Annotated in this window: 16 protein-coding genes; 11 read left to right on the plus strand and 5 right to left on the minus strand. The window is 52.8% G+C overall.

Features of this window, described 5'->3' with window-relative positions; genetic code table 11:
- Positions 1 to 78 precede the first annotated feature (78 nt).
- Positions 79 to 2,925: a two-component system sensor histidine kinase RcsC gene (gene rcsC, locus EHN13_RS17215; protein WP_124021791.1), complete on the minus strand. Its 2,847-nt coding sequence runs from the start codon at positions 2,923 to 2,925 to the stop codon at positions 79 to 81.
- Positions 2,926 to 3,093: 168 nt separating this feature from the next.
- Between rcsC and atoS the strand changes: the two genes are divergently transcribed.
- The 6 genes from atoS to EHN13_RS17245 all read left to right on the plus strand — a co-directional run bounded on the left by atoS (position 3,094) and on the right by EHN13_RS17245 (position 10,356).
- Entirely contained in the window at positions 3,094 to 4,932 is a 1,839-nt protein-coding gene (atoS, locus tag EHN13_RS17220; RefSeq protein WP_124021792.1) for a two-component system sensor histidine kinase AtoS, read from the plus strand.
- Positions 4,929 to 6,314: an acetoacetate metabolism transcriptional regulator AtoC gene (atoC, locus tag EHN13_RS17225; RefSeq protein ID WP_048211110.1), complete on the plus strand. Its 1,386-nt coding sequence runs from the start codon at positions 4,929 to 4,931 to the stop codon at positions 6,312 to 6,314. Before atoS ends, atoC begins: the two co-directional genes overlap by 4 nt.
- Before the next feature lie 195 nt (positions 6,315 to 6,509).
- On the plus strand, positions 6,510 to 7,169 hold the full coding sequence (atoD, locus tag EHN13_RS17230; RefSeq protein ID WP_061068199.1) for an acetate CoA-transferase subunit alpha: 660 nt from the start codon (positions 6,510 to 6,512) through the stop codon (positions 7,167 to 7,169).
- A gap of 2 nt (positions 7,170 to 7,171) precedes the next feature.
- Positions 7,172 to 7,822 (plus strand): 3-oxoacid CoA-transferase subunit B, encoded by a 651-nt coding sequence (locus EHN13_RS17235; RefSeq protein WP_048211108.1) that lies wholly within the window; start codon positions 7,172 to 7,174, stop codon positions 7,820 to 7,822.
- The gene (locus EHN13_RS17240; RefSeq protein ID WP_048211107.1) at positions 7,819 to 9,141 is read left to right on the plus strand and encodes a TIGR00366 family protein; all 1,323 of its coding nucleotides are present in this window, start codon (positions 7,819 to 7,821) and stop codon (positions 9,139 to 9,141) included. The genes EHN13_RS17235 and EHN13_RS17240 overlap by 4 nt, the downstream gene beginning before the upstream one ends.
- Positions 9,142 to 9,171: 30 nt before the next feature.
- On the plus strand, positions 9,172 to 10,356 hold the full coding sequence (locus EHN13_RS17245) for an acetyl-CoA C-acetyltransferase (protein WP_124021793.1): 1,185 nt from the start codon (positions 9,172 to 9,174) through the stop codon (positions 10,354 to 10,356).
- Between the two features lie 43 nt (positions 10,357 to 10,399).
- Here the strand turns inward: EHN13_RS17245 and gyrA are convergent, their stop codons facing one another.
- The gene (gene gyrA / locus EHN13_RS17250; RefSeq protein WP_048211105.1) at positions 10,400 to 13,036 is read right to left on the minus strand and encodes a DNA topoisomerase (ATP-hydrolyzing) subunit A; all 2,637 of its coding nucleotides are present in this window, start codon (positions 13,034 to 13,036) and stop codon (positions 10,400 to 10,402) included.
- 158 nt (positions 13,037 to 13,194) lie between these two features.
- On the opposite strand from gyrA, the gene ubiG reads away from it, so the two are divergent.
- The 4 genes from ubiG to yfaE all read left to right on the plus strand — a co-directional run bounded on the left by ubiG (position 13,195) and on the right by yfaE (position 18,191).
- Entirely contained in the window at positions 13,195 to 13,923 is a 729-nt protein-coding gene (ubiG, locus tag EHN13_RS17255) for a bifunctional 2-polyprenyl-6-hydroxyphenol methylase/3-demethylubiquinol 3-O-methyltransferase UbiG (RefSeq protein ID WP_048211104.1), read from the plus strand.
- 487 nt (positions 13,924 to 14,410) lie between these two features.
- The gene (nrdA, locus tag EHN13_RS17260; RefSeq protein ID WP_124021794.1) at positions 14,411 to 16,696 is read left to right on the plus strand and encodes a class 1a ribonucleoside-diphosphate reductase subunit alpha; all 2,286 of its coding nucleotides are present in this window, start codon (positions 14,411 to 14,413) and stop codon (positions 16,694 to 16,696) included.
- A gap of 110 nt (positions 16,697 to 16,806) precedes the next feature.
- Positions 16,807 to 17,937 (plus strand): class Ia ribonucleoside-diphosphate reductase subunit beta, encoded by a 1,131-nt coding sequence (gene nrdB / locus EHN13_RS17265; RefSeq protein ID WP_003834668.1) that lies wholly within the window; start codon positions 16,807 to 16,809, stop codon positions 17,935 to 17,937.
- Positions 17,937 to 18,191 carry a ferredoxin-like diferric-tyrosyl radical cofactor maintenance protein YfaE gene (gene yfaE / locus EHN13_RS17270; RefSeq protein ID WP_115643144.1) on the plus strand — a complete coding sequence of 85 codons (255 nt, stop codon included), beginning with the start codon at positions 17,937 to 17,939 and terminating at the stop codon, positions 18,189 to 18,191. Before nrdB ends, yfaE begins: the two co-directional genes overlap by 1 nt.
- A gap of 3 nt (positions 18,192 to 18,194) precedes the next feature.
- On the opposite strand, the gene EHN13_RS17275 is transcribed toward yfaE, so the two are convergent.
- The gene (locus EHN13_RS17275) at positions 18,195 to 19,385 is read right to left on the minus strand and encodes an MFS transporter (protein ID WP_115602396.1); all 1,191 of its coding nucleotides are present in this window, start codon (positions 19,383 to 19,385) and stop codon (positions 18,195 to 18,197) included.
- A gap of 162 nt (positions 19,386 to 19,547) precedes the next feature.
- On the opposite strand from EHN13_RS17275, the gene EHN13_RS17280 reads away from it, so the two are divergent.
- Positions 19,548 to 20,426: a LysR family transcriptional regulator gene (locus EHN13_RS17280; protein ID WP_124021795.1), complete on the plus strand. Its 879-nt coding sequence runs from the start codon at positions 19,548 to 19,550 to the stop codon at positions 20,424 to 20,426.
- 62 nt (positions 20,427 to 20,488) lie between these two features.
- Here EHN13_RS17280 and glpQ read toward each other — a convergent pair whose 3' ends face one another.
- Positions 20,489 to 21,556 carry a glycerophosphodiester phosphodiesterase gene (gene glpQ / locus EHN13_RS17285; RefSeq protein WP_061068203.1) on the minus strand — a complete coding sequence of 356 codons (1,068 nt, stop codon included), beginning with the start codon at positions 21,554 to 21,556 and terminating at the stop codon, positions 20,489 to 20,491.
- Positions 21,557 to 21,559: 3 nt separating this feature from the next.
- Positions 21,560 to 22,918, minus strand: a complete 1,359-nt coding sequence (glpT, locus tag EHN13_RS17290) for a glycerol-3-phosphate transporter (protein ID WP_048211098.1) — start codon at positions 22,916 to 22,918, stop codon at positions 21,560 to 21,562.
- Between the last annotated feature and the right edge of the window lie 201 nt (positions 22,919 to 23,119).

Genomic DNA, 23,119 nt, shown 5'->3' on the forward strand with positions numbered 1-23,119 from the left:
TTTATCTGGCCTACGAACAATACAGTGTTGTGTATGTTCTGTAGGCCGGATAAGGCAAACACCGCTACCCTGCCTCTTTTATCCCCGCGTTTTTCTTACGCGATCCGCATAGACCGTTAGCGTCTGCTTCAGCACGTCTAGCGTCACTGGCTTGGATAAGCAACTGTCCATTCCCGACTCCAGACAACGCTGCTTCTCTTCCGCCAGAGCATTGGCCGTCACACCAATCACCGGCAGCGTTAACCCCAGTTGGCGAATACGCTGCGTCAAGCGATAACCATCCATATTCGGCATGTTGACGTCGCTCAGCACGATATCAATATGGTTTTTACTCAACACATTGAGCGCGTCCACACCGTCGTTGGCGGTTTTACACTGATATCCCAACGATCCCAACTGATCGGCCAGTAAACGACGGTTAATCGGATGATCGTCAACCACCAGAATCATCATGTCATCGTTTGTGGCTCCCACTTTGTCCGGAGCTGGCAGTGCGGTGGAAAGCGCTTCACTGCCCAGTTCAACGCTGTAGATATGCGCCAGCAGCGCCGGCAGCTCGTGCGGTGATGCCACGCTGTGCACCCACTCGCCAGGCGTTCTTTCCAGCGGAATACCAATGTGGCGACGACAGAAAATCACCGTGGCTCGTCCCTGCCACGCCTGATCCAGCACATCATCAGCAATCAATACATCATTTGCATCAGGTTGCTGCCCCTCATAACGCAGCACCGTCATCCCGGTACGCGTGAGGCTGGATTCGATAAAGTGATAGAGTGACGCGTTTCGCACCGCCAGCCAGCAGCGGGTACTGGCAAGACCGTCCACACTTTTATTCTGTGGATACTGGGCTCCATACAGCGGTATCCGCAGCGTAAACTGGCTCCCCATCCCCGGTTCAGAATCAACGGAAATATCCCCGTCCATCATGCTGATCAGTTTTTCACAGATAGCCAGACCTAACCCGGTCCCCTGGAAATTACGCTGCACGCCCGTCCCCACCTGGAAGAAGGGATCGAACAGACGAACGACTTCTTTGGCCGGGATCCCCACGCCAGTATCACGCACACGAATGCTGAGGTAGTCGCCGCTGCACTGAACATGCAGCACAATACATCCGGTATCGGTGAATTTAATAGCATTACTCAACAGGTTAGAAATGACCTGCTGCAAGCGCATCGGATCGCCATTTAATGCCACAGGCACATCCGGCTCAATGAAACAGTACAATCCCAGTTGCTTGCGTACCACCAGCGGCAGATAGTTGGCCGTAATATGGCTCATTACTTCCCGCGGTGAAAATTCGCGCGGTTCAATCTTCAACTGTTCGGATTCAATTTTCGAGAAATCAAGAATATCGCTGATAATCTTCAACAACAGGCTGGAGGAGTTATTCATCGCCGTCACCAGGCGATCCACTCCGCTGGGCAGTTCTTTCGTTTGCAGCAGGTCAAGGTTGCCGATAATGCCATACAGCGGCGTGCGTAGTTCATGACTCACCGTCGCAAGGAACATTGATTTTGACTGGCTGGCCTGTTCCGCCGCCTGCGCCATCTCCTGTAACGACTCTTCCATTTTCACACGCGCACTCACATCGACCAGGACGCATATGGCTACGTTCTCATTACGATAACGTGAATGCACAAAGCTGATTTGCAGATTGGTATTATTGCTGGTCAACACATCGACGAAATTAACCTGCTGGCCGCAGATAATTTGCGTCAACCGTTGCCTGTCTTCATGCGTCAGCATGTTGAGATAGGTATGCGCCAGCTCGTTGCTCAGAATGTTAATGCCATCAATTGTGCGCAGAATACAAATACCGACCGGCGCAGAAGCCACAATTTTACGGTTAAACTGTTCATGCTCTTCCAGGCGCTGGGCATCGCTTTCCGCTGGAATAAAAATACGCCGCTCATACATGCGCGTCAGCATAAACAACGCCGCACCTACCAGCACATTCAGCAGAACCGCATTCAGGATCATCATGCGTATCCGCTCCAGCACCAGATCGACCGGCACGGAGTACACAATACTGAGCGATGATGGCGGCAGGTTTTTCTTCAACACCAGATTGCGAAAACCCGGCGTGTAGCCAAACCACGAGCGCTCCTGCATCCAGCGCGGTTCAGACTGAATATTGCCTTCAGGACCGGTGAGTGAAATCAGCGCATGACCATTTTCATCAAGGATTGTCACCCCCATCGGCAAACTGCCCGGCGTGAAGAAGTTCTCCATACGAATCGGCTGTTCCACACCCAGCAACGCCTGCAGACGATTGGCAAGATAGACCGGCGTCAGCGCATAAAAATACCCCACGCCCGGACGCGGTCCCTGGCTTATCCAGAACAGGTTATTGCCGTTTTCTTCCTGCGGCGCATTGCGATACTTAATGATGCGCTCATGCAGTGCTTTCAGCGCCTCGTCACGTTCGACAGGCATATCCCGCAGACCGAAATTGGCCATGCAGAGGTTATCGCTGCCGATCAGGAACACACGGTTCAAATCATAAGCCGCTGAGAAATTGTCGCGCCAGTAGCGCATAAACCACGCCAATGACTCCAGCGAGCCACGCCAGGCATTACCCATCACCGCACAGTCGGAATCGGCAAACAGCGGTTCAAAATTCGGCACCACGGTTTTATCATCCCGTGCCCGCAATGACATCACGCCGTTTTCTGCCGTTAATCGGTTTTCAGCAATGTATTTCAGCTCTTTTATTACGTCAGAAGTACGCTGAATGTAGCGTTGGGCCTGATCGGAGCTGAGATTAAACTCCTGACGGATCTCAGACTCTCGCTGGTGCAGCGCATTCACAATGTAGAACACCGAAGCCAAAGCAATCAGACACCAGACCAGTAAGGCCAGCGCTCTGAACAGGTAGCGTGAGACTTTTAGAGTTGAATGAACGGAAGCAAGGTATTTCAAAGGGGCGAAGCTCCGCCTCAGGGTATCAATAGAGTGTGGTTAAGGTAGCGGTAAATGTCCGACGTCGCAATGCCCTCTCTTTACGGGAATATGATACACCGCTCTGACACCGTTGTCTTAACCCCTGATAATCGTCGTTTGCCTAAAAAACACTGCACGGATGTGAGAATGCGCAAGCTGAGATGGCTGACGCGTCGTTTATACCCGCGACGTTTACGCAACCAAATGATCATGATGGCCATTCTGATGGTCATTGTGCCGACGATTTCTATTGGTTATATCGTAGAAACCGAAGGCCGGTCAGCAGTCTTATCTGAAAAAGAGAAAAAACTGTCATCGGTGCTCACTCTGCTTAACGGCGCGCTGGGCGATCGCTTTAGCCACTACGCGGATTTACCGCGTGAAGCGCGCATTCGGGCGCTGAATCTTGAGTTGGGGCCCATCACCGAACGGATCACCCAGGCATTTCCTGGCATCGGTGCGGGGTATTACAACAAAGCACTGGATGCAATCATCACCTACGCCCCCTCTGCGTTGTACCAAAGTAATGTCGGTATCACCATCACCGAGGATCACCCCGGTCGCGAAGTGATGCGCAGCAACGCACCTGTGGTTTTTTCCGGACGACAGGTTCGTGGCGACATCCTCAACTCCATGATCCCCATCGAACGGCAAGGTGAAGTCATTGGCTATATCTGGGCGAATGAACTAACGGAAGATATCCGCCAGCAAGCCTGGAAAATGGACGTCAGGATCATTGCCGTACTGGCTGCCGGACTCATCAGTAGCCTGCTGTTGATTGTGCTTTTCTCTCGCCGTCTCAGTGCGAATATCGATATTATCACCGACGGCCTCTCCACGCTGGCGCAAAAAACACCAGCCCGCCTGCCTGAACTGCCCGGCGAACTGGGGCAAATCAGCCGCAGCGTCAATGCGCTGGCACAAACGCTTCGGGAAACCAAAACCCTTAACGACCTGATAATTGAGAACGCAGCAGACGGCGTCATTGCCATCGACAGACAGGGTGATGTCACCACCATGAATCCGGCGGCAGAGCAAATCACTGGCTATCAGTTGCATGAACTGGTCGGGCAACCCTATGCAACCCTCTTTGCCGATACTCAGTTCTCCAGCCCGGTACTGGATACGCTGGAGCACGGCACCGAACATGTCGCCCAGGAGGTGAGTTTTCCTGGCCGCGACCGCACTATTGAAATAAGCGTCACCACCAGCAGGATCCATAACGCGCATGGCGAACTAATCGGAGCTCTGGTGATCTTCTCTGATTTAACGGCCCGCAAAGAGACACAGCGCCGGCTGGCACAAACGGAAAGGCTCGCGACGCTCGGCGAGTTGATGGCTGGAGTGGCGCATGAGGTACGTAACCCGCTGACGGCAATCCGTGGCTATGTACAGATCATCCGCCAACAAACATCTTTACCAGAACATCAGGAATATTTATCCGTTGTGCTGAACGAAATTGACTCAATCAATAAAGTCATCCAACAACTGTTGGATTTCTCACGCCCGCGACAAAGCCAGTGGCAGCAGGTACAGCTCAATGCGTTGATTGAAGAAACGCTGATCCTCGTGCAAACCGCGGGCCTACAGGCTCGAATCACGTTTACCACGGAATTAGATACCAGCCTGCCAGCCATCGTCGCCGATCGCGAACTCCTCAAGCAGGTGATCCTCAATATTTTAATCAATGCGGTGCAGGCGATAGCCGCACGGGGCGAAATTCGAATCCGCACCTGGCAATACTCGGCCTCACAGCAGACGGTGATGATTGAAGATAATGGCAACGGTATCGATATTGCCATTCAGAAGAAAATATTCGACCCCTTCTTTACGACCAAAGCATCAGGTACGGGTCTTGGACTGGCGCTAAGCCAGCGCATTATCAACGCGCATCAGGGGGATATCCACGTGACAAGTATGCCGGGCTGCGGCGCAACCTTCACCCTGATTTTACCTCTTAACCCGCAGGGAAATCCGTCAGAATGAAAACGACCTACCGTATTCTCATCGTTGATGACGAAGAAAATGTTCGCCGTATGCTTGCCACTGCGTTTTCCCTGCAAGGGCATGAGACGCACTGCGCCAGCGATGGAAAAGCCGCGCTGACTCTGTTTGCTGATACGCATCCTGACGTGGTACTGATGGACATCCGCATGCCAGAGATGGACGGTATTGATGCTTTGAAAGTCATGCGCGCCCAGCAGCCGCGGATCCCCGTTATTCTGATGACGGCCTACGCCGAAGTGGAGACCGCAGTGGAGGCTCTCCGTAGCGGCGCGTTTGACTATGTGATTAAACCCTTTGATTTGGATGAGCTCAATCTGGTCATTCAGCGCGCACTACAGCTTCAGGCAATGAAGCAGGAGATCCGCAATCTACATCAGGCGCTAAGCACCAGCTGGCAATGGGGGCATATCCTGACTAACAGCCCGGTGATGATGGATATTTGTAAAGACACGGCAAAAATCGCCCTCTCACAGGCGAACGTACTGATTAGCGGTGAAAGTGGCACAGGAAAAGAGCTGATTGCCCGCGCCATCCACTACAACAGCAGACGCGCCAACGGTCCCTTTATCAAAATCAACTGTGCGGCCTTACCGGAATCATTACTGGAAAGCGAACTGTTTGGTCACGAAAAGGGGGCATTTACCGGTGCACAAACCCTACGCCAGGGACTGTTCGAACGTGCGCATCAGGGAACGCTTCTGCTCGACGAGATTGGTGAAATGCCGCTGGTTCTGCAGGCCAAACTGCTGCGTATTTTGCAGGAAAGAGAGTTCGAGCGCATCGGCGGACACCAAACTATTCGCGTCGATATCCGTATTGTTGCCGCCACCAATCGCTGCCTGCAAACAATGGTGAAGGAAGGAACGTTCCGTGAAGACCTGTTTTACCGGCTCAACGTGATTCATCTGACCCTTCCCCCGTTACGCGAACGCCGCGAAGACATCGCTCTGTTAGCGAATCACTTTTTACAAAAATTTAGCTCAGAAAATCAGCGGGATATCATTGAGATCGATCCAACGGCGATGTCCATGCTTACAGCCTGGCCATGGCCAGGAAACATTCGTGAACTGTCTAACGTCATCGAACGTGCAGTGGTCATGAATACCGGCGCGGTGATTTTTGCCGAAGACCTGCCTGCGCAGTTCCGATCACCTGTCAGTACCGTAACAGAAGTAAAAGCAGTTCAGACCGGAGAACGCAATCTGAAGGAAGAAATTAAGCGTGAGGAAAAACGCATCATCCTTGAGGTGCTCGACAATCAGGATGGCAACCGCACCCGCACCGCGCTAATGCTGGGGATCAGTCGGCGCGCTCTGATGTACAAATTGCAAGAGTATGGCATTGACCCGTCAGGCTCCTGATACCTAAATTTGCTATGCAGAATTTTGCACACTGCGCAAAACTCTGCATAGCAACTCCACCTTCCTCTCGCCAGACAATAAAAAATAAACCATAAAATTCAAATAATTAAAAAATAATTTTACCATTATCATTCTGGCACCCGGCTTGCAATTCCCTGAGCGTACCCAAAATGGAGTATGCAAAAGGGAAACATAATGAAAACAAAACTGATTACTTTACAAGACGCAGCGAGCCTCTTTCGTGACGGCATGACCATCATGGTCGGCGGTTTTATGGGGGTTGGCACGCCACCTCGCCTTGTCGAAGCCTTACTTGAATCTGGCGTCAGAGATTTGACGTTAATTGCCAACGATACCGCATTTGTCGATACCGGTATCGGCCCCTTAATCGTCAACGGTCGCGTGAGCAAAGTGATTGCCTCGCACATTGGCACCAACCCTGAAACCGGTCGCCGCATGATTGCCGGCGAAATGGACGTACAACTGGTGCCGCAAGGCACTCTGATTGAGCAAATTCGCTGCGGTGGCGCAGGCCTTGGCGGTTTTCTGACGCCAACCGGTGTCGGCACCGTAGTAGAAGATGGCAAGCAGACCATGACGCTCGATGGCAGAGTCTGGTTGCTCGAACGTCCATTACGTGCCGATCTGGCGCTGATCCGCGCACACCGCGCAGACACGCTTGGCAACCTGACCTATCAACTTAGCGCCCGTAATTTTAACCCACTGATTGCCCTTGCCGCCGACATCACACTGGTAGAACCGGATGAAATGGTCGAGATCGGTGAACTCCAGCCAGACCAGATCGTCACCCCTGGTGCCGTTATCGACCATATCGTCATTCCACAGGAGAGCTAATCATGGATGCTAAACAACGTATTGCGCGCCGTGTGGCGCTTGAGCTTCACGATGGGGATGTCGTCAACCTGGGGATTGGTCTGCCGACGATGGTTGCCAACTACCTGCCCGCTGACATTCATATCACATTGCAGTCAGAAAATGGTTTTCTCGGTCTGGGCCCGGTCACCACTGCACATCCTGATCTGGTGAACGCGGGTGGCCAACCGTGCGGTATTTTGCCGGGCGCGGCGATGTTTGATAGCGCCATGTCGTTTGCGTTAATTCGTGGGGGCCATGTCGATGCCTGCGTGCTCGGTGGGTTACAGGTCGATGAGCAGGCCAACCTCGCCAACTGGGTCGTTCCCGGCAAAATGGTTCCCGGCATGGGAGGAGCGATGGATCTGGTGACCGGTGCGCGCAAAGTGATTATCGCGATGGAGCATTGCGCAAAAGACGGCTCAGCGAAGATCCTCCGACATTGCACCATGCCGCTGACGGCACAACATGCGGTGCATATGCTGGTCACCGAACTCGCCGTTTTCCGCTTCATTGACGGCAAAATGTGGCTTACGGAAATCGCGGAAGGATGCGATATCGCCACGCTGCGTGAAAAAACCGAAGCGCAGTTTGATGTCGCCGCCGAGCTGATTATCCTGCGAGGTGATGCATGATCGGCCGCATTGCTCGTTTTATGACGCGCGTGGTCAGCCGCTGGCTGCCTGATCCGCTAATTTTCGCCATGCTGCTAACGCTGTTGACCTTCGGCATCGCGCTGTGGCTGACGCCACAAACGCCAGTCAGCATGGTGAGATTCTGGGGTGATGGTTTCTGGAACCTGCTGGCGTTTGGTATGCAGATGGCGCTGATCATCGTCACAGGCCATGCGTTAGCCAGTTCAGGACCGGTGAAAAGTCTGCTGCGAACGGCGGCGTCTGCCGCCAAAACCCCCGCTCAGGGTGTCATGCTGGTGACGTTTTTCGGTTCAGTCGCCTGCGTCATCAACTGGGGTTTTGGTCTGGTAGTGGGGGCGATGTTTGCCCGTGAAGTCGCACGCCGGGTACCCGGCTCCGACTATCCCCTGCTGATTGCTTGTGCCTACATCGGTTTTCTCACCTGGGGGGGTGGCTTCTCCGGTTCAATGCCATTGCTGGCGGCAACGCCAGGCAACCCGGTTGAGCACGTCGCAGGGTTAATTCCGGTCGCAGACACGCTATTTACCGGTTTCAACATCTTCATCACCGTGGCACTGATCGTCGTAATGCCGTTCATCACACGCATGATGACGCCAAAACCTTCCGATGTGGTAAGCATCGATCCGAAGCTGTTACTGGAAGAAGCTGATTTCCAGAAAAAACTGCCACCCGACGCTCCACCATCGGAAAAACTGGAAGAGAGCCGCATTCTGGCCCTGATCATCGGGGCATTAGGGATTGCTTATCTGGCCCTCTATTTCACCGAGAAAGGCTTCAACATCACCATCAACACCGTCAATCTGATGTTTATGATTGCCGGTCTGCTGCTGCATAAAACGCCGATGGCCTATATGCGTGCCGTTAGCGCTGCCGCACGTAGCACCGCCGGCATCCTGGTGCAGTTCCCCTTCTACGCCGGTATTCAATTGATGATGGAGCACTCTGGTCTCGGCGGATTGATTACCGAGTTCTTCATCAACGTCGCCAACAAAGACACCTTCCCGCTGATGACCTTCTTCAGTTCAGCACTGATTAACTTTGCTGTGCCATCCGGCGGCGGCCATTGGGTTATTCAGGGACCGTTCGTCATGCCCGCCGCTCAGGCGCTTGGTGCCGATCTTGGTAAGTCAGTGATGGCTATCGCCTATGGCGAGCAGTGGATGAACATGGCGCAGCCGTTCTGGGCGCTACCTGCATTGGCTATCGCCGGATTGGGGGTGCGCGACATCATGGGGTACTGCATCACCGCCCTGCTCTTCTCAGGCGTCATTTTTGTCATTGGATTGACCTTGTTCTGACAGCCATTACTTACATAAAGGAACAGAAAAATGAAAAACTGTGTCATTGTCAGCGCGGCACGTACCGCAATCGGTAGCTTTAATGGCGCACTGGCGACCACCAGTGCTATCGAGTTGGGATCAACCGTGATAAAAGCGGCAATCGAGCGCGCTCATCTTGATCCGCAGCAGGTTGAAGAAGTGATTATGGGTAACGTACTGCAGTCCGGCCTGGGACAGAATCCGGCGCGTCAGGCATTGCTAAGAAGCGGTCTTTCCGACACCGTTTGCGGCTTCACCGTCAACAAAGTGTGCGGATCCGGCCTGAAAAGCGTGGCGCTTGCCGCCCAGGCAATCAAAGCAGGACAAGCCCAGGCGATCGTCGCGGGGGGGATGGAAAACATGAGCCTGGCCCCCTACCTGTTAGACGCGAAAGCCCGTTGGGGGTATCGCCTCGGTGACGGGCAATTGGCAGACGTCATTCTGCGCGATGGGCTGATCTGCGCCGAACATGGCTATCATATGGGGATTACCGCCGAGAACGTCGCTAAAGAGTACGGTATCAGCCGCGAAATGCAGGATGAACTGGCACTGTTATCACAGCAGAAAGCCATTGCCGCAATAGAGTCCGGCGCTTTCCAGGCCGAAATCGTCCCTGTCAGCGTGCAATCACGTAAGAAAACCCTCATTTTTGAACGCGATGAGTTTCCCAAGGCAGACTCCAGGGCGGAAGGTCTTGCCGCATTGCGTCCGGCCTTCGACAAAGCAGGTACTGTTACCGCTGGCAACGCCTCGGGGATTAACGACGGTGCTGCCGCTCTGGTGGTAATGGAAGAGTCGGCAGCACTGGCGGCTGGGCTAAAACCGCTGGCGCGGATCAAAGCCTGGGCCAGCGGCGGCGTCGCCCCGGCGATGATGGGCATGGGACCCGTTCCTGCCACGCAAAAAGCGCTACAACGGAGCGGGCTGCAACTGTCGGATATCGATCTTATCGAAGCTAACGAAGCCTTTGCCGCGCAGTTTCTTGCGGTGGGTAAAACACTGGGGTTTGATGCACAAAAGGTCAACGTTAACGGTGGTGCGATTGCGCTGGGTCACCCTATTGGCGCCAGCGGCGCGCGTATTCTGGTCACATTGCTGCACGCGTTACAGGCACGGGATAAAACGCTCGGTCTGGCAACGCTGTGTATCGGCGGCGGCCAGGGTATTGCGATGATCGTGGAGCGCATGAACTAAAAAAAAGGGCCGGATTTCTCCGGCCCTTCTCATCACAACTTAATTACTCTTCTGCGTCGTCTGCCGCATCATCGTCGCTTTCAGCTTCAGGAGCGATATCCTCGTCCCCTTCCGCAGCGCTGCCGTCGATGGAGTCGAGCTCTTCATCATCAACCGGTTCAGCAACACGTTGCAGGCCCACAACGTTTTCATCTTCCGCAGTACGGATGAGGATCACGCCCTGGGTGTTACGCCCTACCACGCTGATTTCCGACACGCGTGTACGCACCAGCGTACCGGCATCGGTGATCATCATGATCTGGTCAGTATCTTCAACCTGTACCGCGCCAACAACAGAGCCGTTGCGTTCGGTGACTTTGATGGAGATAACGCCCTGCGTCGCACGAGACTTCGTCGGATACTCTTCCGCTGCGGTACGCTTACCGTAGCCGTTCTGCGTCACGGTCAGGATGGCACCTTCACCGCGCGGAACAATCAGAGAAACAACTTTATCTTCCCCGGCCAGCTTGATACCACGTACACCGGTCGCGGTACGCCCCATAGCACGAACGGCGTCTTCTTTGAAGCGCACCACTTTACCGGCAGCAGAGAACAGCATGACTTCATCGGAACCGGACGTCAGGTCAACGCCAATCAGTTCGTCGCCTTCGTTCAGATTAACCGCAATGATACCGGCTGAACGCGGACGGCTGAACTCGGTCAGCGCCGTTTTCTTCACGGTACCGCTGGCGGTCGCCATGAAGACGTTAACGCCCTCTTCGTACTCGCGTACTGGCAGAATCGCGGTGATACGCTCGTTAGCTTCCAGCGGCAGCAGGTTGACGATTGGACGTCCACGCGCGCCACGGCTGGCTTCTGGCAACTGATAAACCTTCATCCAGTACAAACGACCGCGGCTGGAGAAGCAGAGGATCGTGTCATGGGTGTTGGCCACCAGCAGGCGGTCGATAAAGTCTTCTTCTTTAATGCGTGCTGCTGATTTACCTTTCCCGCCACGACGCTGTGCTTCGTAGTCGGTTAACGGCTGATATTTCACGTAGCCCTGATGAGACAAGGTCACGACAACATCTTCCTGGCTAATCAGATCTTCGATGTTGATGTCAGCGCTGTTCGCGGTGATTTCGGTACGACGCGCGTCGCCGAACTGCTCGCGAACCAGCTCCATCTCTTCACGGATAACTTCCATCAGACGATCGGCACTGCCCAGAATGTGCAACAGTTCGGCGATCTGCTCCAGCAGCTCTTTGTATTCGTCGAGCAGTTTTTCATGCTCAAGGCCGGTCAGTTTCTGCAGACGCAGATCCAGAATCGCCTGGGCCTGCTGTTCAGTCAGGTAGTACTGACCATCACGCACGCCAAACTCAGGTTCCAGCCACTCAGGACGCGCAGCGTCATCACCCGCACGTTCCAGCATGGCAGAGACGTTCCCCAGTTCCCAGGAGCGCGCAACCAGCGCCGCTTTCGCTTCTGCCGGGGTCGGCGCACGACGGATCAGTTCGATGATCGGATCGATGTTGGCAAGAGCAATCGCCAGCGCTTCGAGGATGTGCGCACGGTCGCGGGCTTTACGCAGTTCAAAAATAGTACGGCGAGTAACCACTTCACGACGGTGACGAACAAATGCAGCGATAATCTCTTTCAGGTTCATGATCTTCGGCTGACCATGGTGCAGCGCAACCATGTTGATACCGAAAGAAACCTGCAGTTGGGTCTGGGAGTAGAGGTTGTTCAGCACCACTTCCCCGACCGCATCGCGTTTCACTTCAATCACGATGCGCATACCGTCTTTGTCAGACTCGTCACGCAGCGCGCTGATGCCTTCAACGCGTTTATCTTTTACCAGCTCGGCGATTTTCTCGATCAGGCGTGCTTTGTTCACCTGATACGGAATTTCATGCACGATGATGGTTTCGCGGCCAGTTTTCGCGTCAGCTTCGACTTCTGCACGTGCGCGAATGTATACCTTGCCGCGACCGGTACGGTAAGCTTCTTCGATACCACGACGACCATTGATGATCGCTGCGGTCGGGAAGTCCGGACCCGGAATATGTTCCATCAGCCCTTCAATGCTGATGTCTTCATCGTCAATATATGCCAGACAGCCGTTGACCACTTCCGTCAGGTTGTGCGGCGGAATATTGGTTGCCATACCTACCGCGATACCGGACGAACCGTTCACCAGCAGGTTAGGAATTTTGGTTGGCATAACGTCTGGAATGCGTTCGGTGCCGTCGTAGTTATCGACGAAATCAACCGTTTCTTTTTCCAGGTCAGCCATCAGCTCGTGGGCGATTTTCGACATACGGATTTCCGTATAACGCATCGCAGCTGCGGAGTCGCCATCGACAGAACCAAAGTTACCCTGACCATCCACCAGCATGTAACGCAAGGAGAATGGCTGCGCCATACGAACAATGGTGTCGTAAACGGCGGTATCACCATGAGGGTGGTATTTACCGATTACGTCACCAACGACACGGGCAGATTTTTTATAGGCTTTATTCCAGTCGTTGCCCAATACGTTCATGGCGTAAAGTACGCGACGGTGTACCGGCTTCAGGCCATCTCGGACGTCCGGCAGCGCACGGCCAACAATGACCGACATCGCATAATCCAGATAGGAGCTCTTCAGCTCTTCCTCAATGTTGACCGGTGTAATTTCTCTCGCAAGGTCGCTCATCTAACCGCTATCCCTCTACTGTATCCCGGATTCAAAGGTCGCAAATTATAACACATACGTGAAGATTCAGGTAAATGGATTCCCCCAGACAGAGGCTTTATTCATCCCGTCAGGCTGATATACTCGTTTGCATCGCAAATTTAGGAGTAGAAGCCCCAATGAATGCCGAAAAACCCCCGGTAACTCACAACGTTGACCATGAAGAAATTGCCAAATTTGAAGCAGTCGCGTCGCGCTGGTGGGATCTTGAGGGTGAATTTAAGCCTCTGCACCGCATAAATCCGCTGCGTCTGGGCTATATCGCCGAACGGTCAGGTGGTCTGTTTGGTAAAAAGGTACTCGACGTCGGCTGCGGCGGCGGGATTCTGGCAGAAAGCATGGCGCGTGAAGGCGCAACAGTCACCGGCCTGGATATGGGGTTTGAACCCTTACAGGTGGCAAAACTGCATGCGCTGGAAAGTGGCATTCATGTTGAGTATGTGCAGGAGACAGTCGAAGAACACGCCGAGAAATATGCGCACCAGTATGACGTCGTCACCTGTATGGAAATGCTGGAACACGTACCAGACCCGCAGTCGGTGGTCAGGGCCTGTGCCAGACTGGTTAAACCGGGCGGCGAAGTCTTTTTCTCCACGCTTAACCGCAACGGCAAATCCTGGCTGATGGCGGTGGTCGGCGCGGAATATATTCTGCGCATGGTGCCGAAAGGTACGCACGATGTGAAAAAATTTATTAAGCCCGCTGAACTGTTAGAGTGGGTTGACCAGACCGTACTGAAAGAGCGTCATATGACCGGCCTGCACTACAACCCCATTACCAACACCTTTAAACTGGGCCCCGGCGTGGATGTGAACTATATGGTGCATACCACCGCCAAAAGCGAATAAACCGGCTCTCATGGCCTGATGACGCTGGATTGTAGGCCGGATAAAGCGCGCCAGCGCCGCCATCCGGCACGACTCCGGGCTTTAACGCCTGATGGCGCTTCGCTTATCAGGCCTACATGATTATGCATCGCCTACTGATCCTGAGTAGGCGTCTCAGGGCAATTTTTGTGCCAGATCATAAGAACTTTCTTTGCCTTAGATGAAGAAATCAGCACTCGATCAAATTTTCTATTTTTTTTCTCAATTATTGACATCCCCGCCAGGCCTTATAAGACGCGCACTTAGCGATTCTTACCCTTTTGCAACCTCAATTTAACCTCAAAATCAACTCTTGTGCTGAAAAGAATCCCTACTAGAATACTCACCATATAGCGTCTATTTTATCAAACAACCCCTACATATAGTATTTACCCACAGACTTAGTCACAACGTGGCACTGTGGATAATATGGGGGATATTTTTTCTTTCACGGACAGGTAAAAACCACATGAATCAGAGTCTGCTGGTGACAAAGCGTGATGGTAGTACAGAGCGCATCAATCTCGACAAAATCCATCGAGTTCTGGATTGGGCGGCAGAAGGACTGAATAACGTATCGATTTCACAGGTCGAGTTGCGCTCCCACATTCAGTTTTATGACGGTATCAAGACTTCCGATATCCATGAAACAATCATCAAAGCTGCCGCCGACCTGATCTCCCGCGAAGCGCCGGATTATCAGTATCTGGCCGCCCGTCTGGCGATTTTTCATCTGCGCAAAAAAGCCTACGGCGAGTTTGAACCGCCAAAACTGTTTGACCATGTCGTGAAAATGGTTGAAATGGGCAAATACGACAATCATCTGCTGGAAGACTACACGGAAGAAGAGTTCAAGCAGATGGACTCGTTCATCATACACGATCGTGATATGACCTTCTCTTATGCTGCAGTGAAGCAGTTAGAGGGCAAATATCTGGTGCAAAACCGTGTTACCGGTGAGATCTATGAAAGCGCACAGTTCCTCTACATTCTGGTAGCAGCCTGCCTGTTTTCTAACTATCCGCGTGAAACACGTCTGCAATATGTAAAACGTTTCTACGACGCCGTTTCTACGTTCAAAATCTCGCTGCCGACGCCGATTATGTCCGGCGTGCGTACCCCAACGCGTCAGTTCAGCTCCTGCGTACTGATCGAGTGCGGCGACAGCCTTGACTCCATCAACGCAACTTCCAGCGCGATTGTGAAATATGTTTCTCAACGTGCCGGTATCGGTATTAACGCCGGCCGCATCCGTGCGCTGGGTAGCCCGATTCGCGGCGGTGAAGCGTTCCACACCGGTTGTATTCCGTTCTACAAGCATTTCCAGACGGCGGTGAAATCCTGCTCTCAAGGTGGCGTACGCGGCGGTGCAGCCACGTTGTTCTACCCAATGTGGCATCTGGAAGTTGAAAGCCTGCTGGTGCTGAAAAACAACCGCGGCGTCGAAGGCAACCGCGTTCGTCACATGGACTACGGCGTACAAATCAACAAGTTGATGTACACCCGCCTGCTGAAAGGCGGCGACATCACGCTATTCAGTCCGTCCGACGTTCCGGGCCTGTATGATGCGTTCTTCGCCGATCAGGACGAATTCGAACGTCTGTATACCCAATATGAAAACGACGACAGCATCCGCAAGCAGCGCGTGAAAGCGGTTGAGCTGTTCTCACTGATGATGCAGGAACGTGCCTCTACCGGCCGTATTTACATTCAGAACGTGGACCACTGCAATACCCACAGCCCGTTCGATCCGGTTGTCGCGCCAGTGCGCCAGTCCAACCTGTGCCTGGAAATCGCCCTGCCGACCAAACCGCTGACCGACGTTAACGACGAAAACGGTGAAATCGCTCTGTGTACGCTGTCCGCATTCAACCTGGGGGCAATCAAAGATCTGAGCGAGCTGGAAGAGCTGGCCGTACTGGCTGTGCGTGCTCTCGATGCGCTGCTCGATTACCAGGATTATCCAATTCCGGCCGCTAAACGTGGCGCCATGGGCCGTCGTACGCTGGGTATTGGCGTAATCAACTACGCCTACTGGCTGGCGAAAAACGGTAAACGTTACTCTGACGGCAGCGCGAACAATCTGACTCACAAAACCTTTGAAGCTATTCAGTATTACCTGCTGAAAGCCTCTAACGAACTGGCAAAAGAGCAAGGCGCATGCCCATGGTTCAACGAAACCACCTATGCGCAGGGTATTTTGCCGATCGATACCTATAAGAAAGACCTCGATGCCATTGCCAACGAGCCGTTGCACCTGGACTGGGAGCAACTGCGTGAGTCCATTAAGACCCACGGTCTGCGTAACTCCACGCTCTCCGCTCTGATGCCGTCGGAGACCTCTTCGCAGATCTCCAACGCCACCAACGGTATTGAACCACCACGCGGTTACGTGAGCATCAAAGCATCGAAAGATGGCATTCTGCGCCAGGTTGTGCCGGACTACGAACACCTGCACGACGCATACGAACTGCTGTGGGAAATGCCGAACAACGACGGCTATCTGCAGCTGGTAGGTATCATGCAGAAATTTATCGATCAGTCGATTTCTGCCAACACCAACTACGATCCGTCGCGCTTCCCGTCCGGAAAAGTACCGATGCAGCAGTTGCTGAAAGACCTGCTCACCGCCTACAAATTTGGTGTCAAAACGCTGTATTATCAGAACACCCGTGACGGTGCGGAAGATTCTCAGGACGATCTGGTGCCATCCATTCAGGATGATGGCTGCGAAAGCGGCGCATGTAAGATCTGATGAATGATGCCGGGTGGCGCTACGCTTACCCGGCCACGATTGCACGGTTTGTAGGCCGGACAAGGTGCTTGCACCGCCTCCGGCGCTCATCCCACAAAGGATTCACATCAATGGCATACACCACTTTTTCACAGACGAAAAATGACCAGCTTCTGGAACCGATGTTTTTCGGCCAGCCGGTGAACGTCGCCCGCTACGATCAGCAAAAATATGACATCTTCGAAAAACTGATCGAAAAGCAGCTCTCTTTCTTCTGGCGTCCGGAAGAAGTCGACGTTTCACGTGACCGCATTGACTTCCAGGCACTGCCGGAACATGAAAAACATATCTTCATCAGCAACCTGAAGTATCAGACGCTGCTGGACTCTATTCAGGGACGTAGCCCGAACGTGGCGCTGCTGCCGCTGATTTCTATCCCTGAGCTGGAAACCTGGGTGGAAACGTGGGCGTTTTCTGAAACGATCCATTCCCGCTCCTACACCCACATCATTCGTAACATCGTGAACGATCCTGCGGTGGTGTTCGACGATATCGTCACCAACGAACAGATCCAGAAACGCGCGGAAGGCATTTCCAGCTACTACGATGAGTTGATCGAGATGACCAGCTACTGGCATCTGCTGGGCGAAGGCACCCATACAGTCAATGGTAAAACGGTTGTCGTCAACCTGCGTGAACTGAAGAAAAAACTGTATCTGTGCCTGATGAGCGTTAACGCGCTGGAAGCGATTCGCTTCTACGTCAGCTTTGCCTGCTCTTTCGCTTTTGCAGAACGCGAACTGATGGAAGGTAATGCAAAAATCATTCGTCTGATTGCCCGTGATGAAGCCCTGCATCTGACCGGCACCCAGCATATGCTGAACCTGTTGCGCAGCGGCGTGGACGATCCGGAAATGGCGGAAATCGCCGAAGAGTGTAAACAAGAGTGCTATGACCTGTTTGTACAGGCCGCGCTGCAGGAAAAAGAGTGGGCGGATTATCTGTTCCGTGACGGTTCGATGATCGGTCTGAACAAAGATATCCTGTGCCAGTACGTTGAGTACATCACCAATATCCGTATGCAGGCTGTTGGCCTTGACTTGCCATTCCAGACACGCTCTAACCCGATCCCGTGGATCAATACCTGGCTGGTATCCGATAACGTCCAGGTTGCACCGCAGGAAGTCGAAGTCAGCTCTTACCTGGTCGGCCAAATCGACGCCGAAGTTGATACCGACGACCTGAGTAACTTCCAGCTCTGATGGGTCGCGTTACTCTGCGCATCTCTGGCACACAACTGCTGTGCCAGGATGAACATCCTTCCCTGCTCGCCGCGCTCGAATCGCACAACGTCGAAGTCGAGTATCAGTGCCGTGAAGGTTACTGCGGTTCCTGCCGTACCCGCCTGGTGGCGGGACAGGTTGACTGGATTGCAGAACCTCTGGCCTTTATTCAGCCGGGTGAGATATTGCCCTGCTGTTGCCGGGCAAACGGGGATATTGAGATTGAAATGTAGTGCTTAGTGGACTTCATGCGTGGAGACCAATACCACGTCTGGGCGTTTTTTCATCTGCATGATATACAACGCCCCGGCCAGCACCACCAGCAAAGCCCCGACCAGGTAAATCGCCCTATACCCCACGCCTTCAACCATCATCCCCATAATGAACGCACCAATCGCCATTCCCGCGTCCATTGCATTGAAAAACAGCGAATTGGCAACACCGATTTTGTGCGGCTCCACTGAACTAATAATTTGTGTCTGAAATACCGGCGTAACCGAACCGTAACCAATACCAATTAATCCTCCGGCAATAATCATCATGATGCTGCCGTTGGTATAGCCCAGCGCTACCAGCCCAACGGTGAAGGCCAGTAAGCACGGATAAACCACGTATTTCGGCCCTTTTCTATCACAGATATTGCCGGTAAAGGTTCGGCAGACCATCAGGCAAATAGCGTAGCACAGCAGGAAATTACTGGCGGCTGCCATCAAATCCAATTCGCGGGCATACAGTGCCAGGAAGGCTGAAACACCCGCATAGGAAAAGGTCATAAAGAATGTCACCATCGCGAAAGGCAGCGCGGCGCGGTCAAACATGGCGGCAAAGCCCAGATTCGGTTTGGAACCATCAGCGTGACAAATCACTGGCGGTACGGCGACAATCAGTGACAGCACAATCCCCAACGCCGCCACAACCGTGCACAACCAGAATGCAGCAGTGTAGGCTTCCCAGCGCGCCATGTTCAGCCCTACCCATGGCCCCACAACCATTGCCAGTCCCATGGCTAAAGAGAAAAAACTGATGCCCTCCCCACGTCGGGAGGCCGGTATCAACCGCGCGGAAATCGTTCCTTTTACCGTGGTTATAACGCCAAACGTTACACCATGAAGCACCCGAATCAGCAGGAGTGATTCAATTGAATGGCAAACCGGATACAGCGCAGTGACCACCAAAAAGGCCAGAGAAGAGAGCACCAGAATCGTTTTATTCGAATATTTCCCCACCCACTGCCCGGCAAAAGGACGAACAAGAATGGCAGAGCCCAAAAAGAACGTGACTAATAAACCGGCCTTATCAGGAGTAGCATGCAGGCGATCCGAAATATAGATCGGAAGCAGGGTCAGCAGGACATAAAAAACAAAAAAGATAATAAAGCTGATAATCGTTATTGCCCAGAAATCCTTCGTCCACAGTTTTTCTTTCATATTCGACAACCTTGTCCAGACGGCGCACGCAGGCAACGCTCAGCACAACTGAACGACGGACAAGTGCGTCAAAATGTGAGTTAAACACCAGAACGCCAGTATAAATAAGCTCATGATATTAGAGAAATTAATCGTTTTAATATTATTAATTAGAAGAAACTAATGACACTAACACAGATCCACGCTTTGCTTGCCGTGCTCGAGTACGGCGGTTTTACCGAAGCCAGCAAGCGGCTGTATATGACCCAGTCCGCCGTGAGTCAGGCAATTTCAGCATTAGAAGAAGAGCTGGGCGTTGATATTTTAATCCGCGAACGTCGCAAAGACATCAGGCTCACCCCGGCGGGACACCGGATCGTGCCACGCCTGCGAGCCATCGTGTCAGAAACCAACGCGGTGAAAGAAATTGCCGAGCAGGAACGACAAAACCCAGCCCGAACCCTGCGTATCGGCTGTTTTCCCAGCGCCTGCGCCTGCATTTTACCTGGCATTATCCGCCACTTTGAACAGCAGCATCCGCACATCAAAATTATCCCCTTCGAAGAGAACAGCCCGGCGATCGTTGATTCCCTGCGCAGCGGGGATATCAATGCTGGATTTGTGCATTTCCCGGTCAATGGCATGTACTGCGTACCGGTCTACCGCGATAAATTTACCGTAGTGGTCCCCGAAAGCCACCCACTGGCAGCCAACACCACTATTTCGCTGGAAGAACTGATGGGAGAACCGCTGATTATCAGTAAAGGCCGCTATGAATTAAGCATCATGACGCTATTTAAAGAGAAAGGTATCGAGCCGGTCATTAAATACGAATTTAACCATCCAGATACCGCAATGAGCTTTATTCGCCAGGGGCTGGGGATTGCATTATTACCGGAACTCACACTGAAGGCGGTTGGCGGGGAAATTCGCTCAGTGGCGCTGGAGCCAACGTTTTATCGACAAATATCGTTATTGGCAAAAGAGCCGCCGGTAGACGGCAGCCCTTTATTTCTACTGCAGGCATATATGGAATCGTTGACTGCTGACGGCCTCATCTAGCAATCTGCTCACGCTTCACAAATAAGGCCTGCGGAAATACGTTCATCGCAGGCCTTCTGCCCTTACTCTTTATGCAGGAATTTCACCGCTTTGTCGGGGAAGTCGGTGAACAGCCCGTCAACGCCCGCCTTGTTGTACAACACGTCATACAGCTGGTTTACATCCGTTGCATAATCCGGCAACTGATCGGCACGAACAGTATAAGGATGCACCACCATCTTGTTCTGGTGCGCGTCCTGTACCATACCCGTCAATGAGATGTTGCCCTTACTGGACTTCTCATCAACCAGCATATGGTAGTCCGGCCCAATGCCGTCCGCATACTGCGCAACCTGCTTCATGGCACCCGGTTTAAACATCCAGTCGTAGTTGTAATTCACCCAACTGCCGTCTGGCTTTTTCTCCTGAGTTTCATTCCAGTCAGTGTACGCAATCAACTGCACCAGATTGAGATCCATCCCCATCTTCGGTTCCAGTTCATTCTTAATGCGTTTTAACTCCGCAACATCAAAGCACTGCAGATAGACATTGTCTTGTTTACCGGTGTACCCGTACTTTTTCAGTACTTCCAGCGTTTTAGCCGCAATGTCCTTCCCTTCCTGATGATGGAACCACGGCGCTTTCATTTCCGGGTAAATACCGATATTTTTGCCGGTTGAATGATTTAATCCCTGAACAAATTCAATTTCTTCTTCGAAAGTGTGCACACGGAAATCAGATTTACCCATCGGGAAACGCCCTGGATATGTCTGTACCTTTTTGCCATTTTCGATATCGAAACCTTCGGTAAATTTCAGCGATTTGATCTCATCCAGCGTAAAGTCGATGGCATAGTAACGCCCATCTTTACGCGCACGATCCGGGAAGCGATCAGCAACATCGGTGACGCGGTCAAGATAGTGGTCATGCAGGACGACCAGATGGTCGTCTTTAGTCATCACCAAATCCTGCTCCAGAAAATCCGCGCCCTGAGCATAAGCCATCGCTTTCGCAGGTAACGTATGCTCCGGTAAATATCCGCTGGCGCCACGGTGCGCAATGACAATTTTATCTGCGGCAACCGCCGCACTGCTCACAACCATACCTGCCAGCATCAGCGCCACGCTAAGACTTTTCAATGTGGTTTTCATCTATTAGCCCCCGTTACGCTTGAGCAGCATCTCTTCATGATGGCGTTTTTCACCAATCATGACGACTACCAGCAGAATCACCGCCAGCACGCTACCGCCAATCATCACCATAAAGCCGCCATCCCAACCGAAGAAGTCGACGGTGTAGCCGACAATGGCGCTCGCCGCGACAGAACCGCCCAGGTAACCGAACAGTCCAGTGAAGCCTGCCGCCGTCCCCGCCGCTTTTTTCGGTGCCAGTTCCAGCGCATGCAGACCGATCAACATGACCGGGCCGTAGATCAGGAAGCCGATGATAATCATACAAGCCATATCTACGTTCGGGTTGCCTGCCGGGTTCATCCAGTAAACGATGGTCGCGATGGTAACCAGCGTCATAAAGAACACGCCGGTGGCACCACGGTTACCACGGAAGACTTTATCCGACATCCAGCCACACAGCAGCGTGCCAGGAATCCCCGCATATTCATACAGGAAGTAGGCCCAGGATGATTTATCCAGTGCAAAATGCTTCACTTCTTTCAGATAGGTCGGTGACCAGTCGAGGATGCCGTAGCGCAGCAGATACACAAACACGTTGGCGATAGCGATGTACCACAACAGTTTATTCGGTAGTACGTATTGCATGAAGATCTGCTTCGCAGTCAGCTCTTCTTCCGCTTTTTCGTTGTAATCATCCGGATAGTCGTTCTTGTACTCTTCGATAGGCGGCAGGCCACAGGACTGCGGCGTATCTCGCATCATCGCAAAAGCAAACAACGCAACGACTATCGCACCAAAGGCAGGCATGTACAGCGCCGCTTTCCAGTCGTTAAACCAGGCCATACCCAGCAGGAACAGCAGCGGAGGCAGACCGCCACCTACGTTATGCGCACAGTTCCAGACAGAAACGATACCGCCACGCTCTTTCTGCGACCACCAGTGCACCATAGTACGACCACACGGCGGCCACCCCATCCCCTGGAACCAACCGCAGAGGAACAGCAGCACAAACATGACTGCAATGCTGGATGTCGCCCACGGCACGAAGCCCATGAACAGCATCACCGCAGCAGCCAGAATCAGACCCGCGGGCAGGAAAACGCGCGGATTCGAGCGATCTGAGACGGACCCCATGATGAATTTCGAAAATCCGTATGCAATGGAGATACCGGACAACGCAAAACCCAGATCGCCACGCGAGAAACCCTGTTCAACCAGATACGGCATGGCCAGAGCAAAGTTCTTACGTACCAGATAGTACGCGGCATAACCGAAAAATATTCCCAGGAAAATCTGCCAGCGCAATCGACGATAAGTCGGATCGATCTCCGCTGCAGCTAAACGCGCTTTGTGTGGCGCAGGTTTAAAAATGCTCAACATATATAGTAGCCTCCGTGGCCGTCTTTCATTCGAAGGAAACACTGCAGATTGCCGTAACAACCCTACCGCTCCCAGTGTGGCCGCGATGTTAAGGAAACATTCCGGGCAATAATGTGAATTACAGCACAGATTGTTACACATTTATGACAAATGTTCATAAAAGCGCACGAAATCACGTTTCATTTTCGAATTATGAGCGAT

The sequence above is a fragment of the Citrobacter youngae genome, from assembly GCF_003818115.1.
GTDB classification, from domain to species: domain Bacteria; phylum Pseudomonadota; class Gammaproteobacteria; order Enterobacterales; family Enterobacteriaceae; genus Citrobacter; species Citrobacter youngae.